22 protein-coding genes are annotated in these 26,017 nt (G+C 37.7%); 17 read left to right on the forward strand and 5 right to left on the reverse strand.

What is annotated here, in order from left to right; translation table 11 throughout:
• Positions 1–914 precede the first annotated feature (914 nt).
• The 14 genes from BTR_RS00870 to BTR_RS00935 all read left to right on the forward strand — a co-directional run bounded on the left by BTR_RS00870 (position 915) and on the right by BTR_RS00935 (position 13,110).
• The gene (locus tag BTR_RS00870; protein WP_012230515.1) at positions 915–2,225 is read left to right on the forward strand and encodes a Ppx/GppA phosphatase family protein; all 1,311 of its coding nucleotides are present in this window, start codon (positions 915–917) and stop codon (positions 2,223–2,225) included.
• Positions 2,226–2,254: 29 nt separating this feature from the next.
• On the forward strand, positions 2,255–2,983 hold the full coding sequence (locus BTR_RS00875) for an RlmE family RNA methyltransferase (RefSeq protein ID WP_012230516.1): 729 nt from the start codon (positions 2,255–2,257) through the stop codon (positions 2,981–2,983).
• A gap of 167 nt (positions 2,984–3,150) precedes the next feature.
• The gene (gene obgE / locus BTR_RS00880) at positions 3,151–4,176 is read left to right on the forward strand and encodes a GTPase ObgE (protein WP_012230518.1); all 1,026 of its coding nucleotides are present in this window, start codon (positions 3,151–3,153) and stop codon (positions 4,174–4,176) included.
• A gap of 1 nt (position 4,177) precedes the next feature.
• Positions 4,178–5,317 (forward strand): glutamate 5-kinase, encoded by a 1,140-nt coding sequence (proB, locus tag BTR_RS00885; RefSeq protein WP_012230520.1) that lies wholly within the window; start codon positions 4,178–4,180, stop codon positions 5,315–5,317.
• 44 nt (positions 5,318–5,361) lie between these two features.
• The gene (locus BTR_RS00890) at positions 5,362–6,618 is read left to right on the forward strand and encodes a glutamate-5-semialdehyde dehydrogenase (protein ID WP_012230522.1); all 1,257 of its coding nucleotides are present in this window, start codon (positions 5,362–5,364) and stop codon (positions 6,616–6,618) included.
• Between the two features lie 29 nt (positions 6,619–6,647).
• Positions 6,648–7,232: a nicotinate-nucleotide adenylyltransferase gene (locus tag BTR_RS00895; RefSeq protein WP_012230525.1), complete on the forward strand. Its 585-nt coding sequence runs from the start codon at positions 6,648–6,650 to the stop codon at positions 7,230–7,232.
• A gap of 117 nt (positions 7,233–7,349) precedes the next feature.
• Positions 7,350–7,739, forward strand: a complete 390-nt coding sequence (gene rsfS, locus BTR_RS00900) for a ribosome silencing factor (protein ID WP_012230527.1) — start codon at positions 7,350–7,352, stop codon at positions 7,737–7,739.
• A gap of 1 nt (position 7,740) precedes the next feature.
• Positions 7,741–8,223 (forward strand): 23S rRNA (pseudouridine(1915)-N(3))-methyltransferase RlmH, encoded by a 483-nt coding sequence (gene rlmH / locus BTR_RS00905; RefSeq protein ID WP_012230528.1) that lies wholly within the window; start codon positions 7,741–7,743, stop codon positions 8,221–8,223.
• Between the two features lie 134 nt (positions 8,224–8,357).
• Positions 8,358–9,602 carry a murein hydrolase activator EnvC family protein gene (locus BTR_RS00910; RefSeq protein ID WP_049776885.1) on the forward strand — a complete coding sequence of 415 codons (1,245 nt, stop codon included), beginning with the start codon at positions 8,358–8,360 and terminating at the stop codon, positions 9,600–9,602.
• Positions 9,592–10,902, forward strand: coding sequence for a S41 family peptidase (locus BTR_RS00915; RefSeq protein ID WP_012230531.1), 1,311 nt, complete (start codon positions 9,592–9,594; stop codon positions 10,900–10,902). Before BTR_RS00910 ends, BTR_RS00915 begins: the two co-directional genes overlap by 11 nt.
• A 37-nt stretch (positions 10,903–10,939) precedes the next feature.
• On the forward strand, positions 10,940–11,461 hold the full coding sequence (locus tag BTR_RS00920; protein ID WP_012230533.1) for an RNA pyrophosphohydrolase: 522 nt from the start codon (positions 10,940–10,942) through the stop codon (positions 11,459–11,461).
• Between the two features lie 109 nt (positions 11,462–11,570).
• Positions 11,571–12,131, forward strand: coding sequence for an invasion associated locus B family protein (locus BTR_RS00925; protein WP_012230535.1), 561 nt, complete (start codon positions 11,571–11,573; stop codon positions 12,129–12,131).
• A 336-nt stretch (positions 12,132–12,467) separates the two neighbouring features.
• Positions 12,468–12,761 (forward strand): YggT family protein, encoded by a 294-nt coding sequence (locus BTR_RS00930; protein WP_012230537.1) that lies wholly within the window; start codon positions 12,468–12,470, stop codon positions 12,759–12,761.
• Between the two features lie 22 nt (positions 12,762–12,783).
• Positions 12,784–13,110, forward strand: coding sequence for a DUF167 domain-containing protein (locus BTR_RS00935; protein ID WP_012230539.1), 327 nt, complete (start codon positions 12,784–12,786; stop codon positions 13,108–13,110).
• A 41-nt stretch (positions 13,111–13,151) separates the two neighbouring features.
• Here BTR_RS00935 and ppa read toward each other — a convergent pair whose 3' ends face one another.
• The 3 genes from ppa to mgtE all read right to left on the reverse strand — a co-directional run bounded on the left by ppa (position 13,152) and on the right by mgtE (position 18,182).
• Positions 13,152–13,682 carry an inorganic diphosphatase gene (ppa, locus tag BTR_RS00940; protein WP_005774190.1) on the reverse strand — a complete coding sequence of 177 codons (531 nt, stop codon included), beginning with the start codon at positions 13,680–13,682 and terminating at the stop codon, positions 13,152–13,154.
• Positions 13,683–13,748: 66 nt separating this feature from the next.
• Positions 13,749–15,575, reverse strand: coding sequence for a translational GTPase TypA (typA, locus tag BTR_RS00945; protein ID WP_012230546.1), 1,827 nt, complete (start codon positions 15,573–15,575; stop codon positions 13,749–13,751).
• Positions 15,576–16,805: 1,230 nt separating this feature from the next.
• Positions 16,806–18,182, reverse strand: coding sequence for a magnesium transporter (mgtE, locus tag BTR_RS00950; RefSeq protein WP_012230548.1), 1,377 nt, complete (start codon positions 18,180–18,182; stop codon positions 16,806–16,808).
• A 944-nt stretch (positions 18,183–19,126) separates the two neighbouring features.
• On the opposite strand from mgtE, the gene BTR_RS00955 reads away from it, so the two are divergent.
• Positions 19,127–21,151 (forward strand): M3 family metallopeptidase, encoded by a 2,025-nt coding sequence (locus BTR_RS00955; protein WP_012230556.1) that lies wholly within the window; start codon positions 19,127–19,129, stop codon positions 21,149–21,151.
• A 164-nt stretch (positions 21,152–21,315) separates the two neighbouring features.
• Here the strand turns inward: BTR_RS00955 and BTR_RS00960 are convergent, their stop codons facing one another.
• Together BTR_RS00960 and BTR_RS00965 are read right to left on the reverse strand one after the other, a co-directional pair.
• Positions 21,316–22,392 carry an SGNH/GDSL hydrolase family protein gene (locus tag BTR_RS00960; RefSeq protein WP_012230557.1) on the reverse strand — a complete coding sequence of 359 codons (1,077 nt, stop codon included), beginning with the start codon at positions 22,390–22,392 and terminating at the stop codon, positions 21,316–21,318.
• A gap of 15 nt (positions 22,393–22,407) precedes the next feature.
• On the reverse strand, positions 22,408–23,664 hold the full coding sequence (locus tag BTR_RS00965) for a lytic murein transglycosylase (RefSeq protein WP_012230558.1): 1,257 nt from the start codon (positions 23,662–23,664) through the stop codon (positions 22,408–22,410).
• A gap of 261 nt (positions 23,665–23,925) precedes the next feature.
• Between BTR_RS00965 and BTR_RS00970 the strand changes: the two genes are divergently transcribed.
• Positions 23,926–24,816 carry a UTP--glucose-1-phosphate uridylyltransferase gene (locus BTR_RS00970; protein WP_038473193.1) on the forward strand — a complete coding sequence of 297 codons (891 nt, stop codon included), beginning with the start codon at positions 23,926–23,928 and terminating at the stop codon, positions 24,814–24,816.
• A gap of 39 nt (positions 24,817–24,855) precedes the next feature.
• Positions 24,856–25,848 carry a KpsF/GutQ family sugar-phosphate isomerase gene (locus BTR_RS00975; protein ID WP_012230561.1) on the forward strand — a complete coding sequence of 331 codons (993 nt, stop codon included), beginning with the start codon at positions 24,856–24,858 and terminating at the stop codon, positions 25,846–25,848.
• Positions 25,849–26,017 lie beyond the last annotated feature (169 nt).

Below are 26,017 nucleotides of genomic sequence, written 5' to 3' on the forward strand. Positions count from 1 at the left end.
TAAAAAGAGTCATTTTTTCATAAATCGTTGTGTTATATTTTTGAATGTAAATTATAAGGTGAAATAAGTAAGAAGTTTTATGTAATATGTATTCGAGAGAGTAGAAGTTTTCTGAGGTTAAAGTCACAATGAGTGCTTTATATAATAGAAAATTAGGTTAGAGCGTTTCACAAATCCTAGAGCGTAAGTGCGTTGTTTGCAATAAAAAGTTATGAGAAATACTGAATTTTAAATAAATAGAAATATGGCTTCCTTACAATAAGGAGCAGGTTAGGCTCTTTTTTAAAGTTTGATATGGCTTTTTAGAGTGGTTTGATTAAGTATTAATGTTTTTCAATTGAAATGTGATAGTAACAAGTAAATTTATAATCCTAGAGATTTTTTAAACGATAGTTTTTCTTTGTATTCACGAAATAACGTTTATCGTAATTGCATTTTGTAGGGCCATGAAGCTTTTATTCTAGTATAATCAAAACCATTTTGTTGCATATAACAAACGAGGTTTGTGTATGAATAACGCGATTGAAAAAAAGAATTTTCTCCCTTATAAAATATGTCAATGTATAGGTTGTTGCAACCTTAAGCCTTGTCAAAGAGTATGATAATGCTGGTTTGTTACAATAGAGTTGTACTTCATATAAATGATATAAAAATAGCATAATTTACAAAATTGATATGAACGTAAACGATAAATTTATAGTTTTAAGTTCATAAAGAGAAGCATGACTTCATGGAAACAATCAAAAGATTATATAAAATCTGAATGATACGAGCTTAGAAAATTTCGATGATAAGAAAAAAGGGAATGCTTTCTTGTATTTTATCATTTGATGCTGCATTTTTGCCTTATTTAGGAATAAGCAGAAGAGTTTTCGCGTTTATTTATTGGGGGAAACGCTCAAGGGATAAGAGAAATGACCCCGTTAAATTATGGTTCAAAAGAGTCAAAGCAAGGAGAAACATACGATACCAAAGCAAATCAGTTGCATGATCAGTGTGGAAATAATAAAAATAATCGTTCTGCACTGTCACGAACAGAGGCATGCTCTATCCTTGTTGATATAAAGAGACAACAGAGAAAAAGACATTTTAAACAGAAACAGGTTTTGATCCAATCGGAGACAGCTTTTGAGTTTCATCGTCAAACAATAATAGAAGCTCAAAAAACAAAAAAACGCCAAGCGCCTTTTCTTCGACGGTTCTCTCGAGTAAAATCTCCACCCCTTTATGCGGCGCTTGATTTAGGAACGAATAATTGTCGTCTTCTTATCGCATCTCCTAGTAAACCTGGATATTTTCGTGTTGTTGATGCTTTTTCTCGTATTGTACGATTGGGAGAAGGTTTAATAAATAATGGTTTGCTCAATACACAAGCTATGGATCGTGCGATTGAAGCATTAAAGATTTGTCGTTTAAAGTTAAAACAAAGGCATATTAAGCGTTATCGCTTGATTGCAACAGAAGCTTGCCGTTCAGCAGAAAATGGTAGATATTTTATTCAGCGTGTTTTGGATGAGACAGGTCTTGAATTGGAAATTGTTGATCGGCAAACAGAAGCACGTTTTGCTGTTACAGGATGTAGTACGCTTGTTGAACCAAATACTGAGGCAATTGTACTTTTTGATATTGGAGGAGGGTCATCAGAAATTGTGCTCCTTGATGTTTCTCAAAAGCGTTCTTTTCGTTTAGCGGGACAAATTACCGCTTGGACTTCTCTTCCTGTTGGGGTTGTTACGCTTGCTGAACGTTTTGGAGGGAATAATATTCGTTTAGACGATTTTGAAAAAATGAAAAGTTATGTGCGAGGATTGTTAAATAATTTTTCAGATCGTCATAAATTAGGAGAGTTAGCGCAAGGATCGAAGTTTCATCTTTTGGGAACCTCCGGTACGGTTACGACTTTAGCAGGGATGTATCTTAATTTAGAGCGTTATGATAGGAGGAAAGTGGATGGCATTTGGATGGATGATGCAGACATTACGCTTATGACAAAACGCTTATTGTCATGGGATATAGAAAAACGTGTCATAAATCCTTTCATTGGGCGCGAGAGAGCAGATTTAGTTTTAGCTGGCTGTGCAATTTTAGATGTTATTCGAGAAGTTTGGCCAAGTCAGCGTTTAAGAGTTGCTGATCGTGGCTTAAGAGAAGGAATTTTGATAGAGCTGATGTTACGCGATGGTGTATGGTGTCGAGGTAGAAAGAGCAGAGATTTCAAGCGTTAGAGAATTAAATATGGAGACAATGAATAACGATGAAAAAAACAACAAAACCCCCAACGGGTGGCTATGGAGGTTCAGGATCACATGAATTATATCAGCGCGTAAAAAAGAAAGCTGGAACCATTAAAGCTTCATCACGGCGATGGTTAGAAAGGCATTTGAATGATCCTTATGTTCATCAATCAAAAGTAGATGGTTATCGTTCGCGTGCGGCTTATAAGCTCATTGAAATTAATGAACGTTATAAGTTTCTGAAAAAAGGTCAAAAGGTTATTGATCTAGGGGCAGCACCGGGCGGATGGTGTCAGGTCGCTGAGCGCATCGTAGGGTCAAGTAATGAAAAACCTAGTGTCGTTGGCATTGATTATTTGCATGTGGATCCATTGCCTAGAGTTGCAATGTTAGAAATGGATTTTTTACATGCAGATGCACCGCAGAAATTAATTGAAACTTTAGGGACAAAACCGGATGTGGTTCTTTCTGATATGGCGGCGCCAACAACAGGTCATCGTCAGACGGATCATTTAAGAACGATTTATTTATGTGAAGTTGCAGCTGATTTTGCTCTTTCGGTTCTCAAGCCTGGGGGACATTTTTTAGCAAAGGCTTTTCAAGGAGGAGCAGAAAATACTCTTCTTGCGATATTAAAACAGCATTTTAAAAAAGTCTATCATGTTAAACCACCTGCAAGCCGATCAGAATCAGTGGAGCTTTACCTTCTAGCGCTTGAATTTAAGGGAAAAACAAAAATACAAGAATAGCGGCTTCTTTGAAGAATCAATTTTACTTAACCTATTTAAATAGGATGATTTTTTCTCAAAGAGTTATCAGTGATAGTGATAGTTTTTCTGTTATCAATGATGAAAAACTGGTAAAATTAATGTATTGCCTATAGAGGTAGAGAGTGATTCCTCAGTGAGTGTTTTCAATGAAATTTCTTGATCAAGCTAAAGTTTATATTCGTTCTGGTAATGGAGGTTCTGGAGCAGTATCATTTCGCCGTGAAAAGTTCATAGAATTTGGGGGACCTGATGGAGGAAATGGAGGACGGGGTGGTGATGTCTGGGCTCTTGTAGTTGATGGGCTTAACACGCTGATTGATTATCGCTACCAACAGCATTTTAAAGCAAAAACAGGGGGACATGGCAAGGGGCGTAATATGACGGGTGAGAAGGGGGGGGATGTCATTCTTAAAGTTCCGGTTGGGACGCAAATTTTTGAAGAAGATAATACAACGTTAATCTGTGATTTAACCGAAGTGGGACAGCGCTATCGTCTTGCAAAAGGAGGGAATGGCGGTTTTGGCAATCTTCATTTTACGACATCGACAAATCGGGCACCACGTCGTGCAAATCCAGGCTTGGCTGGAGAAGAGCGTGCAATATGGCTTCGTTTGAAGCTAATTGCTGATGCGGGGCTTGTTGGTTTACCTAATGCCGGAAAATCAACTTTTTTATCTTCTGTAACAGCAGCAAAGCCAAAAGTTGCAGATTATCCTTTTACCACTCTCCATCCTCATCTTGGTGTTGTACGAATTGATGGTCGTGAATTTGTTTTGGCTGATATTCCGGGGTTGATCGAAGGAGCCCATGAAGGGGTGGGAATTGGAGACCGTTTTTTAGGACATGTGGAACGTTGTCGTGTCCTCCTTCATTTGATTTCTGCTCAAGAAGAAGATGTTGCAAAAGCATATCAAATTGTGCGTCATGAACTGGAGGCCTATGGAAATAATCTAAGTGATAAAACTGAAATTGTCGCGTTAAGCCAGATAGATACGCTCACGATTGAAGAGCGTAAAATGAAACAGAAAGCTTTGCGAAGAGTAACGGATCAACCTGTTATGATGTTTTCGGCGGTTAGTCGCGAAGGTTTAGAAAATGTACTGCGTGCTGGTGCACATATTATCGAGATGTCACGCAAAGAGGAGATGGGTGGGGATAGCAGGATTGATTGAGATGGCGGTTGGATTGCAAAAACTCACACACTATAAACGTATCGTGGTCAAGATTGGATCTGCACTTTTGGTTGATCCTCAGACAGGTTTACGCGTTGAATGGCTTAAAAGCTTGATTAATGATGTTGTTGAATTGCACAAAGGAGGCGTAGAAATATTATTGGTGTCTTCAGGCGCTATTGCTCTAGGAAGGACATTGCTACAGCTTCCTAAAGGAGCTTTGAAATTGGAAGAAAGTCAGGCATGTGCTGCTTTGGGACAGATTGAATTAGCAAAAACCTATGGTGATGCGCTTGCACAACATGGGCTCAAAACAGGCCAGATTTTGCTCACTTTATTTGATACGGAAGAGCGAAGACGTTATCTCAATGCACGTGCGACGATTAATGTACTTTTACGTTTTGGAGCTGTACCCGTTATTAATGAGAATGATACTGTTGCGACAAATGAAATTCGTTATGGTGATAATGATCGCTTAGCTGCACGTGTGGCAACAATGATGGGGGCAGATCTTTTAATACTTTTATCTGATATTGATGGTCTTTATACAAAGTCTCCCCATTGCGATCCGACGGCTGAATTTATACCTTTTGTAGCGTCCATTACGCATGATATCGAGAAAATGGCAGACGTTGCTGCTTCAGAGTTTTCACGGGGAGGAATGAAGACTAAGCTTGATGCAGGAAAGATAGCGAATGCTGCTGGAACGGCGATGATTATTACTTCAGGCAAACGTATGAATCCCCTTGCAGCGATTGACAAAGGTGAACGCAAGAGTTTTTTTGCGGCTGGGGAGAAATCCGTTAGTGCTTGGAAAACATGGATTTCTGGTCATTTAGATCCGTCTGGTATTTTGACGATTGATCAAGGAGCCATTAAGGCTCTTGAATCAGGAAAATCATTATTAGCAGCAGGAGTTATTGCTGTTGAGGGAAATTTTAATCGTGGGGATACGGTTGCTATTGTTGATACAAATGGGGTTGAGATTGCGCGAGGACTTGTAAGTTATGGCAAAGATGAAGCTGTACGCATTATAGGACGTAAAAGCGAAGAAATAGAATCTATTCTTGGGTATGAGGCACGCTCTGCTATGGTGCATCGTAATGATATGATTTTACGCTGCTTGACCAATTCTGTTTAAAAAAGTTACTTTGGTTTTATTGTTTTAATAGAGTGAATGATACGATGACTTTAGAAGAACAAATGAAGGATATGGGGCAAAAAGCACGCTCTGCCGCTGCAGCGTTGGCTGTTGCTTCTTCTGAGCAAAAGAACAATGCATTAGAAATGATCGCTTTAAGCCTAGAGGCTCACTCAGATGAAATTTTACGGGCAAATTGTTTGGATTTAGAGAAGGCTACTCAGAATAATTTGAAAGCCGCAATGGTTGATCGGCTCAAATTAGATGAATTGCGTTTGGCTGCAATGATAGATAGTGTTCGCCAAGTTGCTCGTTTATCTGATCCTGTTGGGCAGATCATGAGTGCGTGGACACGCCCCAATGGGCTTCATATAAGTCGTGTACGGACACCTCTTGGTGTGATTGGTATTATTTATGAGAGTCGCCCAAATGTTACAATTGATGCAAGTTCTTTGTGTTTAAAAGCGGGCAATGCTGTGATTTTGCGCGGTGGTTCGGATAGTTTTCATTCTTCATATGCTCTTCACTGTGCATTGGTACAAGGTTTAGAGCACTCTGGTTTACCAAAAAGTGCGATTCAGATGGTTGGAACGACAGATCGTGCTGCCGTTGGGGAAATTCTCAAAGGATTGGATGGAGCGATTGATGTGATCGTGCCACGTGGTGGAAAGAGTCTTGTTGCGCGCGTTCAGTCTGATGCACGTGTTCCAGTTTTTGCCCATTTAGAGGGGCTTTGTCATATTTATATTGATAAATCGGCAGATTTGGATATGGCGCGCAATATTGTTTTAAATGCGAAGTTGCGTCGGACAGGGATATGTGGTGCTGTTGAGACAGTTCTCATTGACAATGAAGCATTAAAAAAGTTTCTTCCTGTTTTGACTGCTTTACAGGAGAAGGGGTGTGAAATCCGTGCTACAGAAGATATTGCGTTTCTTGTGCCAGATGTAAAATTAGCCTCTGAAGAAGACTGGTCACATGAATATCTTGATGCTATTCTTTCTGTTAAAACGGTTGAAGGGGTTGAGGGAGCCATTTCTCATATTAAGCGTTATTCATCAGGGCATACGGAATCGATTATTGCTGAGGATATGGAAGTGGTGAAGAAATTTTTTAATCATTTGGATTCAGCTATTTTATTGCACAATGCATCTACACAATTTGCTGATGGAGGTGAATTTGGTTTTGGAATGGAAATTGGTATCGCAACAGGAAAAATGCATGCACGTGGTCCCATAGGTGTTGAACAGCTAACATCATTTCAATACCATATTAAAGGAAATGGTCAGGTTAGAGCTTGAAAAGTCCATTTTTTCCATGGAAAAATCGTATGCCACCTGTTGAAAGATCCAATGTTGTCGGTCTTTTTGGTGGTTCCTTTAATCCACCGCATGCGGGGCATCTTCTTGTTGCAAAAATTGCTATTCGGCGTTTGCAGCTTGATCAGTTATGGTGGATGGTTAGTCCAGGGAATCCTTTAAAGGATTGTACACAGTTGCTTTCTTTAGAGGAGAGAATGCGATTAAGTTTTAAGCTTATTGATCATCCAAAAATTCGCTTAACAGGTTTTGAAAAGGCTATAGGGAGCAAAGTATCAGTAGAGACGATTTTTCATATTCTGAACCATTACAGTAGCGTAAATTTTGTATGGATTATAGGTGCAGATAGTTTTACAACGATTCATCATTGGTATCGATGGCGTGATATTGTCTCTATGCTTCCTATTGCAATTATTGATCGTCCTTTAGGCAATAAGTCTGCCCTCTCTTCTCCTATGGCACACATTTATCGTCAGTTTCGTTTGGATGAAAGAGAAAGTGAGCGATTACCTTTTATAAAACCACCAGTTTGGACTTATTTGCATGGACCTTTATCTTTTCAATCTTCAACAAACCTTCGTTTGAAGAAAGAATAATTTTTCTTGAACAATTAATAAGATTCTGCTTCTCTTTAAAGATAGCTTTTTTATATTCTACAACAATAAGAAAGGAATATTGATCTGAAAAACGTTTTACGAAACCACTCTTACAATATGATGCCGTCAAAAGCAAAAAAAGTTTTTTCTATTCATGAGAGTCTTAAAATTATTCTCAAGAGTTTAGAAGATACAAAAGCAGAAGATATTGTTGCTATTGATATTCAAGGGAAGTCATCTTTGGCTGATTATATGGTCATAGCTTCAGCAAATTCGCAGCGTCATGTATCTTCAATTGCTGATCATTTGTTACGCATTTGGAAAGACAGCGGGCAGGGCCTTGCGCGTGTAGAAGGGCTTTCTGGAGGTGATTGGGTATTGATTGATACAGGTGATATTATCATTCATCTTTTTCGTCCGGAAATTCGTCTTTTTTATAATTTAGAAAAAATATGGATGGCTCCAGATTTAAACAATACAACATCGGTTCTCTTCGGAGATCATTAAAATGCAAATTTCTATTTTTGCGGTTGGTCGTATGAAAAGTGGAGCGGAGCAAAAATTGGTCCAGCATTATTTGGATCGTTTTTCTAAAAGTTCTGGGGCTGTAGGATTTCATTTAAAAAAGTTACAAGAGATACCAGAAAGTCGTGCTCAAACAGCGTGTCAACGTATGGAGGAAGAGGGAAGAAAACTTATTGAATTTTTACCTGAAAAATGTCAATTAATTGTGTTGGATGAGCGTGGAGAGTCAATCTCTTCAGCTGCTTTTGCTGAAAAATTAGGGTGTTATCGTGATGAAGGCATTCGGGATGTCATCATTGCTTTGGGGGGACCTGACGGGCATAATGAACAAATAAGGAATCGTGCTGATTTTCTTTTATCTTTTGGTTTTATGACGTGGCCACATCAAATTGCACGTATTCTTCTTACAGAACAACTTTACCGTGCTGTAACCATTGCAAATCATCATCCATATCATCGTTTTTAAATATTTTTGTTCAACTTTTAGCACTTATTTATATATTTATTAATAGAGTTTTAGCCGACACCGTTTAAAGCATCTTTCGTATATACGATGAGGTGTTATGGTTTTTGCAAATGAAAAAGCTTCTTCATAGAAAGATGCGATATTTATATGGGGAATGCGTGATATTTGTCATCTTGCTCTTGAGTATGTTTTTTTGCTTTTCTGTATCGCAAGCGGAAGATACAATCAGGAGTACAGAAGTACATAAAGAATTGGGAGAAATTCGTCAAAATATTTCACTTTCGCGTGAGCGTGTTGTTTTTCTTACGCGTCAAGTTGAGAATTTAAAAAAAGATCAACGTGTTTTGAGTGATGCACTCATAAAAGCTGCTCAAGAAGAACGTAAAATCGCAGATGATATTGCTAAAAGGGAAGAAAAGCTTGAAAAAATGATAGAAAAGCGGGTACAAGTCTATCAAAGTTTAAAAAGTCGTCGCACTGAATTTGCGGAAGTTCTTGCAATTTTAGAACGTATGGGGTTGAATCCACCTCCAGCTCTTATGATACAGCCAGAGGATGTGTTGGCTTCTATGCGCAGTTCTGTTTTATTAGGGACTATCATTCCTCAGATGCAAGAGAAAACGCGAGATTTAACAGAGAAACTCAGGGAGTTGACCAATTTAAGCAATTCCATTACTACGGAATATACGACGTTAAAGACAAAACTGCAAAGTCAAGCAGAGCAGCGAAAACGTTTAGAGCTTTTATTAGACAAAAAAAATAAACTACAAAAAAAATCAGAAAAAGAACTTACAGAACAGCAACAAAAAAATATTGCTCTTGCTAAAAAAGCGCAGTCTTTGGAAGAATTGATTTTAGAGCTTGACCGTCAGTCAAAACTTAGCTCCGACTCATCAATACAGATACGGAAAAGTTTACAATTGTTAGAGCAGTCCAATTTTGAAAACCGAAAAGGTTCTTTACTTTTTCCTGTTTCAGGAAAAAGAATTCGATATTCTCATAAGAATTCGCAGATTACACGTTTTGGTGAGACGATAGAAACAGAGTCAGGGGCTGTTGTTATATCGCCAGCGGATGCTTTTGTTGCTTTTGCTGGGCCATTTCGTTCTTACGGACAGTTAATCATTCTCAATGTTGGAAATGGTTATCACATTATTCTTACCGGAATGTCGAAAATTAATGTAAAACAGGGGCAGTTTGTTCTTTCAGGCGAGCCTCTGGGTATGATGGGGACGCAATTTATTGCAAATAGTGTTGCATTGGATATAGGAAAAGCTGCTCCAATGCTTTACATTGAGTTTAGAAAGCAGGGAAAGCCTGTAAATCCAACTCCTTGGTGGCAGACTGAAAAAATGAGAAGGAGCCAAAATGATTCGTAAAGTTATTCTTTTGGTCGCTGGGGTATTGCTCGGCGCCTGTTCAATGATTATGGTGCAGTCTGTTGCTGCAAATAATGAAGATAATGCCTATAAAAAGTTGGCCATATTTGGTGATGTTTTTGAACGCGTGCGTAAGCAATACGTCACAGTTCCAGATGATAAAAAGCTTATTGAAAATGCTATCAATGGCATGCTCACATCACTGGATCCCCATTCATCTTATTTGAATGCTGAAGAAGCTAAAGATATGCGAGATTCTACGAAAGGAGAATTCGGAGGCCTTGGTATTGAAGTCACTATGGAAAAAAACTTAATTAAAGTTGTTTCTCCGATGGATGATACCCCCGCTTCAAAAGCAGGTATTTTGGCAGGAGATCTTATTTCAAAAATTGATGATGTACAAACGAATGGTCAAACATTGAATGAAGCTGTTAATAAGATGCGAGGGGCTCCTGGAACACCAATTACCTTAACAATTATTCGTTCTGGCGTTGATCAGCCATTTGAAGTTAAGATTATTCGTGATATTATCAAGGTAAAAGCGGTGAAATATCGGGTTGAGGGCGACATTGGATATTTAAGAGTTATTCAGTTTTCTGAGCAGACATTAGGGAATCTTCTGGCAGCGATTAAAGATGTCCAATCTAAAATTCCTGAAGATAAACTAAAAGGTTACGTCCTTGATTTGCGGCTTAATCCTGGTGGACTTTTAGATCAAGCTGTTAATGTTTCGAGTGCTTTTCTCAATAAAGGTGAGATTGTGTCAACGCGTGGCCGTAAAAAGAGTGATGTGACGAGATTTGATGCAAAGCCAGGTGATGTCACCAATGGAAAACCACTTATTGTCCTTATTAATGGTGGTTCGGCAAGTGCTTCTGAAATTGTTGCTGGTGCCCTACAAGATCATCGTCGTGCGACAATTTTGGGTACGCAATCTTTTGGTAAAGGATCTGTTCAAACGATTATTCCTCTAGGCGAAGATGGTGCCTTGCGTTTAACAACAGCACTTTATTATACGCCGTCTGGCACTTCTATTCAAGGAACAGGGATTACACCTGATATTATTGTAGAGCAACCACTTCCTGAAAAATATAAGGGTTATGATGTAAAAGTTGGTGAGTCTGCATTAAAAGGGCATATCAAAGGGAAACGAGAAAACAATAAAGGATCTGGTTCAGCTGCTTTTGTTCCGAAAGATCCTAAGGATGATATTCAATTGAATGAGGCTTACAAACTGTTACGGGGTGAGATGGCAAATGCAGCATTTCCACCAGATCCCAATAAGGATATATTAAAGTGAGAAATGATATCTATAGCTTGCGCTTTTGAGGAATATAATGGATGCAGATGTTAACTTGAAGACTCTTCCTTATCGCAAATGTGTTGGAATTGTTGTCTTTAATCATGAAGGTAAAGTCTGGGTTGGGCGTCGTTTAATGACGTTAGCTCATGCAGATATTGACAGATCTCATCGTTGGCAGCTTCCTCAAGGAGGAATTGATGAAGATGAAAAGCCATTAGATGCAGCATATCGAGAACTTTATGAAGAAACGGGTATTCGATCTGTAAAGTTGATTAAAGAAGCACAAAATTGGTTCTATTATGATTTTCCACAAGAACTTGTTGCGTGCACATTAAGCAATAAATATTGTGGGCAAATGCAAAAATGGTTTGCTTTCCAGTTTACGGGAGAACTTTCTGAAATTGTGATTAATCCGCCACCAGATGGCAATAAAGCAGAATTCGATCAATGGAAATGGATTGATCTAGAATCCCTTCCTTCGATTGCCGTTTCTTTTAAAAAGCATGTTTATATGAAAGTTGTCAGCGAATTTCGAGGTAGCCTTAGATCATTATAAAAGCTATATGACTATGAGAAAGCTTTTTTTATTAAGATGCTTTATGTGATATAATCATTTATAGATGATAAACATGTTTCTCTTTTATGTAAAGAACAGGAATATAAAAATGAAAAAGTTATTTAATTTACTTATAGTTTGTACTCTTTTGAGTATTTCATCTGTTGCATTTGCGACAAATTCAAAGCCTCCTGCACCGAAAGAGGCATCAGCGACATTGCCAAATGGCGCTTCTTCTTTGACTGAAACCTACGGCTTGTGGACCATTAACTGTGGGTTACAAGAAGGGAAAAAAGTTTGCTTTATGCACCGTCAAGAAGTGAATGAGCAGGGGCGTGTTGTTGTGGCTATGGCTCTTATTCTCAATGCTGAAGGTGTTGTATCGGGTAATTTAACAGTTCCTTTTGGCATTTTGGTTTCTAAGCCTGTTCGTTTACAAGTTGATGAGGGAAAAGCTGTTATTGAAACCGGTATTCGGACTTGTGTACCAGCAGGTTGTATGGTTCCAGTCGCTTTTGATAAAACTCATGTAGCAGCTTTACGTGCTGGAAAACAGTTAAAGTTGGCGATGACAATTGCTGCTGCAGGTGAACCAGCTTTGAATGATTTATTTGTTCAGCTCGATGGTTTTAGTAGTGCCCTTAACCGTTTGGCTGCTTTGCAGAAATAATTTTAAAAATAAAATAAAAGCGGCCTTTTAAGGCCGTTTTTAGTTTGTGCGTATAAATTGATCATTAAAACGATGAGATTTAAGATTAGCTCTATAATTCAGCGCTTTTAAAGTTTTCAGATTATTTGTCATTTCTTCTATTTTCATTGCACTCTTTTTAATTTTGATATTTGTTTTCTAGCTTTATCATCATTAAATAGAGAGATGAATAATTTGGGCTGTTTAGTTTTTTCTTCACGGAATGTTGGGATATAAAATTATTATTCAATATACAGATTCATTTTAATGAAGGCTTTCTATACTCTTTTCTGTTTCCTTGATTGAAAGGGATAACGCATGGTTTATGCATTGCTTCAAACGATTGATTTAATTTTTGATATTTATATTGATATTTTAATTGCTAGTGTTATCTTTTCCTGGCTCTATGTCTTTAATATCATAAATTCGCGCAATCGCTTTGTTGTTTTGATAGGGAACTTTCTATATCGCCTTACAAATCCCGTTTTAAACCCTATCCGGCAAATTTTACCAAATTTGGGAACAATTGATATTTCACCTATTGTGGTGTTCATTATTATTTATTTTATTCGTAATTTCATGTGGCGCGCTTACGCAGGCATGTATCTATAGAAATATGATTTGAGGCGAATAAATGTTTTATCAAGTTGATAAAAATAGCTTGGTTTTGTTTGTATACCTCATTCCCAAATCATCCGTTGATAAAATAATAGGGATTGAATGTAGGGATGGTGAAAAACAATATCTGGTTATACGCCTTCGTGCTGTTCCTGAAGATGGAAAAGCAAATAAAGCTCTCATTAAATTTTTTGCGAAGCAGTGGAAAATTCCATCTTCTTCTATTTCTCTGAAAAGTGGGGCAACATCTCGCTACAAACAACTTCACTTTTCAACACATTTAGAAGAGTTAAAGCAGATATGGCAATCCTTTAGGGATTGTATCTCGTATGAAAATAAATAATAAAGCCTATTAAAAAAATAGGCCTTATGTTATTAAAACTATTATATTTCTTTATTACGCTCAACAGCTTGCTTAATTAATTCATGGGCAAAGTTCTTATCACGCCACCCTTCAATTTTGGCCCATTTTCCAGGTTCCAAATCTTTATAATGCTTGAAGAAATGTTCAATTTGCTTGAGTGTAATCTCAGGCAGGTCTGTATAGTCATGAATATTGATATAGCGTTTTGTTAATTTTGGTGTAGGAATGGCAATAATTTTTTCATCTTTACCACCATCATCTTCCATCATCAGAGCACCAATAGGGCGAACATTGATCACACAACCAGGCATTAGTGGACGGGTATTACAAATCAGAACATCAATAGGATCACCATCATCTGAAAGTGTATGAGGAACAAAACCATAATTTCCAGGATAAACCATTGAGGTATGAAGAAAACGGTCAACGAATAATGCGCCCGACTTTTTATCCATCTCATATTTTATTGGTTGACCACCAAGAGAGACTTCCACAATAACATTAATATCTTCTGGTGGGTTTTTGCCTACGGGTATTTCCTTAATATTCATAGAGACATCCTTTCTGGGATTAAAGTAAGGCTTACAATAAAATATTTTACCAAAGAGATTATGAAATTAGCTTGAAATTGATGCACGTGTTTTTTCAAAACGCTTACGTTCATTGGGATCAAGATAAAGTTTGCGGAGACGAATATTTTTAGGGGTGACCTCCACAAGTTCATCATCTTGTATCCACGATAGGGCACGTTCTAGTGTCATTTTAATGGGAGGCGTTAACTTTACGGCTTCATCTTTTCCAGAAGCGCGCATATTGGTGAGTTTTTTTCCTTTTAAAACATTGACTTCTAAGTCGTTATCCCGTGAATGAATGCCAATAATCATACCTTGATAGACTTTAACACCTGCATCAATGATCATAGGTCCGCGATCTTCAAGATTAAACAGAGCATAAGCGACAGATTCACCGTTGTCATTTGAAATCATAACACCATTAACACGACCCGCAATGTCTCCTTTATAAGGTTCATAAGCATGGAAAAGGCGATTCATAATGGCTGTACCACGGGTGTCCGTTAAAAGTTCAGATTGATAACCAATGAGTCCTCGGGTGGGCGCGTAAAAAACAAGGCGGACACGATTCCCTCCAGAAGGACGCAATTCCACCATTTCACCTTTACGTTCAGACATCTTTTGCACAACAGTACCGGAATATTCTTCATCAACATCGATAACAACTTCTTCTATTGGCTCAAGAGTTATTCCATTTTCATCTTTTTGCATCACAACACGTGGACGTGAAACACTAAGCTCAAATCCTTCACGGCGCATATTTTCAATGAGAACCGCAAGCTGTAATTCTCCTCGTCCTGAAACATAGAAAGAATCTTTATCGGCTGATTCTTCAATTTTAAGGGCGACGTTGCCTTCTGCTTCTTTTAACAAACGGTCACGAATGACACGGCTTGTTACTTTATCTCCTTCCGTTCCTGCAAGGGGACTATCGTTGACGAGAAAACTCATCGTAACAGTAGGCGGATCAATGGGTTGGGCAGTCAAGGGTTCATTAACAGCTGGATCACAGAAAGTATCCGCAACGGTACCTTTTTGTAGACCTGCAATCGCAACAATATCACCAGCATTGCCTTCTTCAATAGGTTGCCGTTCTAGACCACGAAATGCTAAAATTTTTGAAATACGTCCAGTTTCTAAAAGTTTTCCATCTTGCCCAAGAACCTTGACATTTTGATTGGGTTTTAGAGAGCCGGAATGAATACGACCTGTAATAATTCGTCCCAAAAACGAATCTGCTTCAAGAATAGTCCCAATCATGCGGAATGGTCCTTCTGCGACACGAGGAGAAGGAACGTGCCGCGTTACAAGATCAAATAAAGGACCGAGTCCCTGATCTTTTGGTCCCTCTGGAGTTTCAGCCATCCATCCATCGCGCCCCGAGCCGTAAAGAATAGGAAAATCAAGTTGTTCGTCGGTTGCGTCAAGAGCGGCAAAAAGGTCAAAAACCTCATTAATGACTTCATCAACGCGTGCATCAGGTCGGTCAATTTTATTAATAGCAACAATAGGGCGCAATCCCACTTTTAATGCTTTACCAACGACAAATTTTGTTTGTGGCATTGGTCCTTCAGCAGCATCAACAAGGACGATGGCTCCATCAACCATATTTAGAATACGTTCAACTTCTCCACCAAAATCGGCATGTCCTGGTGTATCAACGATATTAATTCGGGTATCTTTCCAAACAACAGATGTCACTTTCGCTAGAATTGTAATTCCACGTTCTTTTTCAATATCGTTTGAATCCATCATACGTTCGCTTGTACGCTGATTATCACGGAAGTTTCCTGATTGCTTGAGAAGTCCGTCTACAAGCGTTGTTTTCCCATGGTCAACGTGGGCAATGATGGCAATGTTACGCAATTGCATAAATTTTCTTCTTTTCGTTTAATGAAATTTCATTTGAGGCAAAGTCTTTACATTCTTCGCCTGATTATTAAAAAGTCTTTTACATGCTTTTTTATAATTTTGGAAGATAGAGACCATATTTTTATGGCAAAACGATTCGTCCAAGTCTTTAATACTCGATGAAGCCTTAATTGCTGGAGTTTCGTAAAAGAACTTTATGGTTCGTGTGTGTTCTATTCTCGAGCCAAGAATTGTCCATAAATCATAGTCAACTGGATTTTTATCAATATGACGCAAGAGATTTATATGAATGGCTTGTAGGAATAAGTACAGCGAGCTGTGTCATATTTGTTGTTTTGCAAAAGATTGATAAAAATCTAGAATATCTCTCAATCTATAGCCAATCTATTGACGCTTTATAACATTGTTATTCCTAATAAAGCTTTCGTTTCTTTTGGAGTTTGTCAATCAAAATCTCCAGATTTAATGCAACCGCATATTTGAGATAAATATTGAGACGATTAAGAATTTTATAAGAAGTTCTAACTTTTGTATGCCAGATTAGAGGAAAAGTGATATCTGTTTGATTTATTTGTGAAACGCAAACACAACCTGATTTATAAAGAATATGAAGGTATAGAAAGTTTCCCTCTTTGCCATTATTTTTAATTCAGTTTTATGACTTAAAAAGCATCTCAAAAAATACATTTTAAATCATCAAGATTGGTGTATCGCCTACATTTTTGTTTATCATACTTTATAGAATTATACCTCTCCTGCGACTAGAATGATCTAAAAAGAATATACTTGTTGTTGCACATTTATGTCCGTTTAAAGAGAGATCCCTTAATATCACACATCCATTTCATGATAGGGACAATGAATGTTCTAATACACGTGAACGGTATACCCTCAACGCCTTTGTGAAGCATATAAACCCTATAACCTCCATTATTATTCTTGTCTCAGTTGTCAATATTGTGACAGCTTTTGTATTTGAGAGGGGATATAAGAAGTATTTTACTCCTTTCTTGAATAATTTCCAGCCACACATCTATCCTACCTATGACAGACAAGAAGATGATTTTACGGTATGATTTAATATAAAAATGATTAATTATCATTATAAAGCAATGTATTATTTATAAAATGATGTGCTAGAAAACAGATAATAGAGCTTGTGCTCTTATGGAAAGATCTGGAATGATATGACAAGATCTTTCCATAAGGGTATGTTTTTACTTCCCATGTTTAAAGAAGAGTTCCTGACAAAATGAGGGAAGCTACAGAAAAATAGATTATAATACCCATGACATCTACTAAAGTTGCCACAAAAGGAGCAGAAGCACTTGCAGGATCAAATTTTAAACCTTTAAGGATAAAGGGCAACATAGAGCCAGAGAGAGAACCGAAGGTAACGATGCCGACTAAAGCGGTGCCTACAGTTGTTGAAACAGCAATCCAATGTTGTCCATAGTCATAGATACCGAGTTTTTGCCAAAGAGCAATGCGCGTAATGCCGATAATTCCGAGTAAGAGACCAAGGGATAGTCCTGTTGGAATTTCACGAATGATAACTTTCCACCAGTCTTTTAGCGTGAGTTCACGTAAAGCCAATGCGCGGATAATAAGGGAAGTAGCTTGTGAACCGGAATTCCCTCCTGAACTCATAATGAGAGGAATAAACAGCGTAAGAATAATGGCTTTTTCAAGTTCAGTTTCGAAATGTTGCATAGCGCTTGCGGTTAGCATTTCACCGATAAAGAGTAAAGCGAGCCAGCCGCCGCGTTTTTTCATCATTTCAGGAAATTTGATTTGCATATAGGGCTTATCAAGCGCTTCCATACCCCCAAATTTATAAGCATCTTCATTCATCTCATCGACCATAGTATCAAGCACATCGTCAACGGTTACAATGCCAATGACATGGTTATTTTCATCAACGACGGGCACCGAGAGAAGGTCATGGCGCTGGAAAAGACGCGCAATATCTTCATGATGCGTGAAGGGCGATATTGTAATGGGCGAATCATGGGTAGGGACATTAAGAATTTGTTCATCAGGTGAGGCAAGAATAAGGTTACGCAGTGAAACAGCTTTGAGAAGAGTTCCTGTTTTAGGGTCAATTACATAGCTGGTATAAACTGTTTCACGTGTTCGCTCGACCTCACGAATGTGATCCAAAGTTTTTTGTATGGTCCAATTTGAAGGAACCGTTATAAACTCAGTTGTCATCAGTGCCCCTGCTGTATGATCAGGATAACTGGTGAGTTTTTTAAGTTCAGCGCGCGTTAAGGGTTTAAGCAAGGCATAAAGCCGCGTGCGGGTTTCTTTATCCATTTCTTGAAAGACGTCTGCAGCAGCATCTGCAGACATGCCATCAAGAATTTCAACAGCACGATTTATGGGCAGAAGTTCTAAAATAGCAACAGGTTGCTCAAGCTCTGGTTTATCAAATAGCTCGATAACATATTCAAGAGGCAGAAGACTAAGAATAGTTACACGCTCCATGATATCGAGGTCATTGATGATATCAATAGAGTCTGCAAAATGCTGACTTTTTAATTTTTCAGCGAGAGCTTCAGGAGAAAAATTTTTGAAGTCGAAGGTCGTTTTGATTTCAGTCATGATAAAGTACCTCCTGAAAAGTTGGAGCGTTATAAATCTAGATAAGATGACGAGATAAAAAAATAAAAGTTTATGGAAGATCCGAAAAAAACCTCCCCGACCGTATTCCCAATTATTAATATTTTAATTAAAGTCAAGGATAGATTATAAGTTATAAACAAGTTTCTGAAATCACTGAAAGCAAGAATACAACCTAATTTAGGATAATATGAAGGCGTAAATGTAAAAATCAATACTTATTTTTATCACTATTTCTTTAGTGCAATTTTGCAATTTTCCAAAGAATCTATAGTCATATCTTGTAAAGATTAGAGATTATACCTTTCTTCAACCTTTTGTTTTTTTACATTCTTTATGGGGTCAAACCTCAAAAAAAAGCATACACTTGTGTTGCGAATTCATACGCTTGTTTTAAAGAAATATCTCTGAGCACATGTCACACCCATTTCATGACGTTACGCGTAAATGGTATAAAATCCATAGAAGATTACCATCTTTAAGTTTAAATAAAAGATGCAAGCTGGTCTCATTATACTATTTTCCAGCTCCCAATATTATAACAGCTCTTGCATTTTAAAAATTCATAAGAAGCGTTTTTATATCTTTCTTCAAGTTTTTTTATCAATAGGCAATTTCATTTGTGATGTGCGAGCGAATAATCTTTATTGCTTCGATATAATATGATTTAAAATGAAAGAATCCTACGATATTCAAGTTTCTCATTCAATATAAAAAACGATAATTTATCATTATAAATCAAAGATTTTGTTTGATAAGTGTAGAAATTCTTATTTTATTGATCTCATGAAGCTAAAGATATTCTTTATTCAATAGAGCTTTGAAAGTTAGTTTTTGAAATTCACGAAATAGTTTTAGTATATTATCAATTTGTGTCGTAAAGATAATTGTTACAGCTGAAATTTATAATGGAGACATAAAGTATTATGACAAAAGAAGCAGTGCTGGACTGGAAGGGATTTTCAGGTCTTCCTGATTTTTCTTCTATAGAAGATGAAGATTTTAAACCCGCTTTTGAACAGGCCCTTCAAGAAGCCGAAGAAGAATTAGAGGCGATTGCGATGGTGCAAGAACCACCAACGCTTAAGAATTTTTTGCAACCTTTTGAGCTTTGTGGCAAAGCGCTTGATCACGTCTGTTCAATATTTTTCTTGCGCACCAGTGCTCATACGAATGCGTTGATTCAACAGCTCGAACAAGAAGTCGTTGTAAAACTTTCCCGTTATTCTTCAAAAATGATGATGGACGCGCGGATATTTTCAAAAATAGATGTACTTTATAAACAGTCGCAGCAGGGCACGTTTGAAAGTGAAACAACACGCGTTCTTGAATTATGGTGGAAAAAGTTCGTTTGTCATGGTGCAAAACTAGACGATAAAGCTCAGAAACGGCTTGTGGAAATTAACGAAAGACTTGCTTTTTTAAATGCTACTTTTGGGCAGAATGTCTTAAACGATGAAGCTGAATGGATTCTATTTTTAAAACAAACAGACTTATCGGGTTTACCAGAAGATCTTATTGCTTCAATGAAGGAAATTGCGTGTGAAAGAGGCAATGAAGAAGCCTATGCATTAACACTAGCACGCTCGATTGTTGAACCTTTTTTAAAATTCTCTGATCGTCGTGATTTGCGTGAGATTGCATTCCAAGCTTGGGCTAAACGTGGTGAAAATAATAACAAGAATGATAATCGAACCATTATTTTAGAGATTGTTGCGCTTCGAGATGAGCAGGCTAAATTATTGGGATATAAATCTTTCGCAGATTTGAAACTCGATAATACCATGGCTAAAAGTGTTGATTCCGTTATGGATTTGCTTATGCCTATATGGGAGCGCGCAAGAGCGAAAGCTTCTATTGAGCAAATTGAATTACAAAATTTTGCCAAAAATCAAGGAAGCAATGAATCTTTAGCCGCTTGGGATTGGCGTTATTATGCTGAAAAGCTTCGCACTGAAAAACTTTCTTTCGATAGCGCTGAAATTAAATATTATTTTCAACTTGATCGTATGATTAAAGCGGCTTTTGGGGTAGCAGAAAAACTCTTTGGCATTACTTTTGTAGAAAAAAATGCTGTTGCACTTTGGCATCCTGATGCACGTCTGTGGGAAGTAAAGAAATCTGATGGAAGTTTACTTGGGCATTTCATTGGTGATTATTTTGCACGTTCTTCAAAACGGTCCGGTGCATGGATGAGCCAATTGCAATCGCAGCATAAATTGGATGGTGGACAAAAACCGGTTATCTACAATATTTGTAATTTTGCTAAACCCTCTAAAGGGGAGGTTGCACTTTTATCACTTGATGATGCCCGTACACTTTTCCATGAATTTGGGCATGCATTGCATGGTTTGCTTTCTGATGTCACATGGCCCTCTGTAGCGGGAACATCTGTTGCACGTGATTTTGTTGAACTTCCCTCTCAACTTTATGAACATTGGTTAACCGTACCTGAGATATTAAAATCTTATGCTATACATGCAAAAACAGGGTATCCGATGCCACAAGAATTGATCAATAAAGTTTTGGCGGCACAGACATTTAATGCTGGATTTTCTGCTGTTGAATTTATCTCATCAGCTTTAGTGGATATGGCTTTTCATCAAGGAGAAACAGTCACTGATCCAACAATTTTTGAACATAAAGAATTAGAAAAGTTACAAATGCCTGATACAATTATTATGCGTCATCGTCCTGCGCATTTTATGCATGTGTTTGCAGGGGATGGTTATGCTGCTGGTTACTATTCTTATATGTGGTCGGAAGTACTTGATGCTGATGCTTTTCAAGCATTTGAAGAAACTGGTGATGTCTTTAATTCAAAGCTTTCTGATCTTTTAAAGCGTTTTATTTATTCTGCTGGGGGAAGCTGCGATCCAGAGGAACTGTATAAAGCTTTTCGGGGACGGATGCCTTTACCAGAGGCAATGATTAACAAACGTGGACTATAAACGATAACGGTATGGTTAAGTACCATGCCGTTTTCATATTATTCGAAAGATGCAGTTGCGATTTATGCAAATTTTCTTTTCATTTACGGTTCTATAAACAGTATTTTTTATCTTATTCGCTTTTTGTTTATGGAGAGAATGAGATATTATATTTTAAATCAACATTATGGGGAAGAAAAATTATCAGCTCGATCTTTTTGATGCCCATTTGGCGGAAACCATGATTTTTTTATAAAACTTGATTTTCTTCTACCTAGAAGGTGGGTATTTTGTTGTGTCATATCCTCGAGGCTCATCGGAGGCTGACGCATAATATTACTTGGTTCTTGTTTTTCTGATTCTTGTATAAGTTTTTGAAGTGTTTGATCGGTTGAGTATATTCCGTCATGAGAAGAGGCATGAAAATTTAAAATATTTTTCAATGGTTTCTCTAAATAAGAGGCAAGTTTTTTCTTTCCTTCAGAGGTGAAATGCATGCCATTATTGGTACGTAATTTGGCTCTTTTCCCATGAATGTCATAGCCTGAAAAAGAAAAGTTTCCTTCTTCATCACTAAAGCCACTCCAGATATCGAGAAAATACCCTCCTGCCGTTTCTGTTTCTTGTTTGTAGAGCGCATTAAAAATTTTTATTTTTTGTGTCAAAAGGTCATTTCCAAAAGAAGGCTGACCTATCCATATCCATGATTTTCCAGAGGCATGAAGACTTTCAGCAATTTCGATAATTCTTTGTTTGTAGATGCGCATCCATTCTGACTGATCTGTGTTAATTATGCTATAAGAGTCTGTGATGGGTTGATTATCATTTGCACCGATCATCATGATAATAACATCGGGGTTATTTTGATCAATGAGTTTAGAAATATTGCTTTGCCAAGAATAATAATCCGTTCGAACTAAGCCAGAAGCAGGCATTGTGTTGTTTATGATAGCGATATCGCTATTATCCGCAAAAAACTTTTTAAGTGCTTCGGCAACAGCAGAAGCTGTAAAATCCCCTATGATAAGAATGGGTTTTGCATTCTCGTTCTTCAGTTTTTGTGTATTTTTTTGTGTTACGATCTTTTTTTGCGGCTTGTTTATTTTTTGTTCTATAATTTGCGGTGGTTGTTGTGTCGGTTTATTTTGTTGTGACAACCATTTGAAGAAGTTGGTTGCGTGACTTGGGGATGGCTGTATGATTCCCACAATAGAAAGTGAAAACAGCAAGAATATCAAGTATATCAGACGAAAAAGAGACAAAACCTTAACGCTCCATTATTGTTTGCGAAGGAGAAAAAGCACTTGAGAGGATGGATATCCATTTGCTTTTAAACCGTGATGTAGCTGAAAAGCTTTAATTGCTTTGCGGGAGGCGGTTCCGATTTTTCCATCAACATTCCCTTTATAATAGCCCAGTGCACTTAAGCGCGATTGCAGTTCTTTGCATTCTTGGAAGGTAAGGGGTTGAAAAGGTCTTTGCCAATCATGCACTAATCCAGGATGTCCAGCAATACGCTCAGCAAGAAGGGCAACAGCAAAAGCATAACGATCTGCATTATTATAACGTTTTATAACAAAGAAATTTTTTGTGACTAAGAATATAGGTCCTTTGGCTCCATCTGGATATTTTAATATTGCTTGTTCAGTTAATGGAGGAAGAGGATGCCCATTTGCGCATTTTACACCTAATTTTTTCCATTGTTCAAAGGAATACCAGCTTTCAGGAAGTTTTTTCCCCTGGGGAACTTTCACCTCTATTCCCCAAGTAAGGTGAGGTTGCCAACCATTTTTGTGGAGAAGATTAGCAGCCGTCGCCAGAGCATCTGGAACAGAGGTCCAGATATCACGCCGTCCATCTTTGTCCATATCAATGGCATAGGCGAGATAACTGCTTGGAATAAATTGGGTATGTCCCAATGCGCCGGCCCAAGATCCAGTGAGTTGAGAGCGTTGAATTTCACCACTTTGTAGAATTTTCATAGCAGAAATCAGTTGTGTATGGGCATATTTTGTACGTTTTTTATCAGCATAGGCTAGGGTTGCAAGTGAGCGAATGGTATCACGCATGACACTTTTATTGGTTAAAATTTTTCCGTAATTGCTTTCCATTGACCAAATAGCAAGCAGAATATTGTGGTCAACACCAAAACGTTCTTCAATTTGAAGAAGCCATTTATTCCATTTTTTTGCTTGGCGCCGTCCTTCCAAAATTGCAATATCATGGACACGATTATCAAAATAATTCCATGGAGGAGCAACAAATTCCGGTTGGTATGCGGCGCTTTTTAAAACTTCTGGATCAATGGCATTAACACCTTTAAAAGCCATATGAAACGTAGAGGGGGTAATATTATGAGCAATAGCTGTTTTTTTAAACTCTTTAATCCAGCGTTTAAATCCACTATCAGCATATGCAAAGGATGCAAAAAATATTAAAAAAGCAGACAAAAGAACGACAAAGCCAGTGATAAGCGTTCTCCGATTTATTGACTTCTCTAAAAAAGAGAAAGTCTTCAATTCTGTTTTTTGCATTTTGAAATCCCCATTAATATTCAATTTATCAGATGTATAATAACTTTATTTTGTATTTAGTTTAATCGATAATATGATCAAGAAGAGGAAAAAACTGCAACAAATAATTCGTTTAATCTTTTCAATAAATTTTCATATTCTCTTTTACATTTTTGATTACCCATTATAAGGATAATCAAAACAATAAGATATCTTTTTTACTATTTCATAAAAACATGTGATAAACAAAAAGGTTATATGAATTCATTGAGGAGGGTGAGTTTGCGTAAAATCCGGAAAGCAGTATTTCCCGTAGCAGGTCTTGGTACGCGTTTTCTTCCTGCGACAAAAACGATACCGAAAGAAATGCTAACAGTTGTTGATAAGCCTGTTATTCAATATGTTGTGGATGAGGCACGGGAGGCTGGTATTGAGCATTTTATTTTTGTGACTGGGCGCAACAAAGCAGTCATTGAGGATTATTTTGATGCGCAAGTTGAATTATATACAACACTTGCTGAATGTGGGAAAAAAGAAGATCTTGCGCATTTATACCGTTTACAGCCGTTGCCAGGGACAACTTCTTTCACACGTCAACAGCAACCTTTGGGGTTAGGGCATGCGCTTTGGTGTGCGCGTGAATTAGTTGCAGGCGAACCTTTTGCTTTATTATTACCTGATATGTTGATACAAGCGAAAAAGGGATGCCTTTCTGAGATGATGAGTCTTTATGAAAGAACGGGGGGTGGAAATATTATAGCAGTTCAGGAATGCGATCCTAGAGAAACCCATAAATATGGTATTGTGGGGAAAGGCAAACAGATTGCCAATGGTTTTGAAATCACAGAAATGATAGAAAAACCAGCGCTTGGAACGGCACCATCAAATTTGTACATCAATGGACGTTATATTTTGCAGCCAGAAATTTTTAATATTCTTTCCACTCAAGAACGAGGAACAGGAAATGAAATTCAACTAACAGATGCGATGATAAGGCTTTCAAACGAACAGGATTTTTGGGGTTTGCAATTAGAAGGGCGCACTTTTGATTGCGGTTCTAAAGCTGGTTTTATTGAAGCTAACGTTGCATTTTCTTTGGCACGTGCTGATATGAACAGCCATGTTTCTGCCTCATTGAAAAATTTACTGGAAACCATTACAGTTGAAAAATGATGTAGATCTCTCATTTAACTTTATTGATTGAATTTGATTATGACAATACCATTTTCTCATATGGCTTTGCAGGGTGCTGTTGCATCGGCGCTTAAAACGCTTGCCAGTGAAAAGCAAGGGCTTGAAGCCCTTGAAGCAGCTCTTCTTGGAAGTCTTTCATCTTCTTTTGAAGCGGCTGTTCAAACCATTAGAAATGCCCGTGGACATGTGGTCATTACGGGGCTTGGGAAAAGTGGTCATATAGGGACAAAAATTGCAGCAACCTTAGCTTCAACTGGAACACCTGCTTTTTTTGTTCACGCTGCAGAAGCCAATCATGGTGATCTTGGTATGATTGGGTCTGATGATGTTATTCTTGCTTTATCATGGTCTGGTGAAACGCAAGAGTTAAGTGGCATTATGAGTTATGCGGCGCGTTTTCGTATCCCCCTTATTGCAATAACATCAAGTGAACACTCTGTGTTAGGACGACAAGCTGATATTGTTCTCTTATTACCAAAGATAGAAGAGGCTTGCCCCCATGGTTTAGCGCCTACAACTTCAACAATTATGCAATTGGCAATGGGAGATGCATTAGCGGTTTCTCTTTTAGAAATGCGTGGCTTTACCGCGACCGATTTCAAAATATATCATCCTGGTGGTTCTCTTGGTGCAAGCCTTAAATACGTGTGTGATATTATGCATGAGGGTGATTGTATTCCTTTGGTTATGCAGGGAACAGCGATGACTGAAGCGATGAATGTTTTGGTAGAAAAACATTTTGGTTGTGTTGGTGTTATTAATCAAAAAGGTGAACTTATCGGAATTGTGACCGATGGTGATCTTGCACGGAACATTCATTTTAATTTATCAAAATTTAATGTTGATGAGGTGATGACCAAAGCTCCTAAAGTTGTAAAGCCAAATACACTTGTTGGTGCAGCAATGGCTTTTATTAATGATCATCATATTGGTGCATTTTTCGTGGTTGAAGATAAAAAACCGATAGGAATTGTTCATTTCCATGATCTTTTGCGCATCGGTGCTGCTTAGATTAAAGTTCCCTATCAGGTAAGATGTTATTTTAGGCGAAAACAGATTGAACGATACAAAGTTACAATTTTATTGTGAAGGGGCTTTTTGCTGATATTTTGTGGAGAAAAATGATTATTTTATTCATTTTATAATGTTTAGAAAGTTCTACAGATAGAGACTATATCAG

The organism is Bartonella tribocorum CIP 105476, assembly GCF_000196435.1.
Classification (GTDB): Bacteria; Pseudomonadota; Alphaproteobacteria; order Rhizobiales; family Rhizobiaceae; genus Bartonella; species Bartonella tribocorum.

Excerpts from the sequence above, each read along its gene's own strand:
- BTR_RS00870 (WP_012230515.1), top strand. The coding sequence starts at position 915 with ATGACCCCGTTAAATTATGGTTCAAAAGAGTCAAAGCAAGGAGAAACA.
- BTR_RS00875 (WP_012230516.1), top strand. The coding sequence starts at position 2,255 with ATGAAAAAAACAACAAAACCCCCAACGGGTGGCTATGGAGGTTCAGGA.
- obgE (WP_012230518.1), top strand. The coding sequence starts at position 3,151 with ATGAAATTTCTTGATCAAGCTAAAGTTTATATTCGTTCTGGTAATGGA.
- proB (WP_012230520.1), top strand. The coding sequence starts at position 4,178 with ATGGCGGTTGGATTGCAAAAACTCACACACTATAAACGTATCGTGGTC.
- BTR_RS00890 (WP_012230522.1), top strand. The coding sequence starts at position 5,362 with ATGACTTTAGAAGAACAAATGAAGGATATGGGGCAAAAAGCACGCTCT.
- BTR_RS00895 (WP_012230525.1), top strand. The coding sequence starts at position 6,648 with ATGCCACCTGTTGAAAGATCCAATGTTGTCGGTCTTTTTGGTGGTTCC.
- rsfS (WP_012230527.1), top strand. The coding sequence starts at position 7,350 with ATGATGCCGTCAAAAGCAAAAAAAGTTTTTTCTATTCATGAGAGTCTT.
- rlmH (WP_012230528.1), top strand. The coding sequence starts at position 7,741 with ATGCAAATTTCTATTTTTGCGGTTGGTCGTATGAAAAGTGGAGCGGAG.
- BTR_RS00910 (WP_049776885.1), top strand. The coding sequence starts at position 8,358 with ATGCGATATTTATATGGGGAATGCGTGATATTTGTCATCTTGCTCTTG.
- BTR_RS00915 (WP_012230531.1), top strand. The coding sequence starts at position 9,592 with ATGATTCGTAAAGTTATTCTTTTGGTCGCTGGGGTATTGCTCGGCGCC.
- BTR_RS00920 (WP_012230533.1), top strand. The coding sequence starts at position 10,940 with ATGGATGCAGATGTTAACTTGAAGACTCTTCCTTATCGCAAATGTGTT.
- BTR_RS00925 (WP_012230535.1), top strand. The coding sequence starts at position 11,571 with ATGAAAAAGTTATTTAATTTACTTATAGTTTGTACTCTTTTGAGTATT.
- BTR_RS00930 (WP_012230537.1), top strand. The coding sequence starts at position 12,468 with ATGGTTTATGCATTGCTTCAAACGATTGATTTAATTTTTGATATTTAT.
- BTR_RS00935 (WP_012230539.1), top strand. The coding sequence starts at position 12,784 with ATGTTTTATCAAGTTGATAAAAATAGCTTGGTTTTGTTTGTATACCTC.
- ppa (WP_005774190.1), bottom strand. The coding sequence starts at position 13,682 with ATGAATATTAAGGAAATACCCGTAGGCAAAAACCCACCAGAAGATATT.
- typA (WP_012230546.1), bottom strand. The coding sequence starts at position 15,575 with ATGCAATTGCGTAACATTGCCATCATTGCCCACGTTGACCATGGGAAA.
- mgtE (WP_012230548.1), bottom strand. The coding sequence starts at position 18,182 with ATGACTGAAATCAAAACGACCTTCGACTTCAAAAATTTTTCTCCTGAA.
- BTR_RS00955 (WP_012230556.1), top strand. The coding sequence starts at position 19,127 with ATGACAAAAGAAGCAGTGCTGGACTGGAAGGGATTTTCAGGTCTTCCT.
- BTR_RS00965 (WP_012230558.1), bottom strand. The coding sequence starts at position 23,664 with ATGCAAAAAACAGAATTGAAGACTTTCTCTTTTTTAGAGAAGTCAATA.
- BTR_RS00975 (WP_012230561.1), top strand. The coding sequence starts at position 24,856 with ATGACAATACCATTTTCTCATATGGCTTTGCAGGGTGCTGTTGCATCG.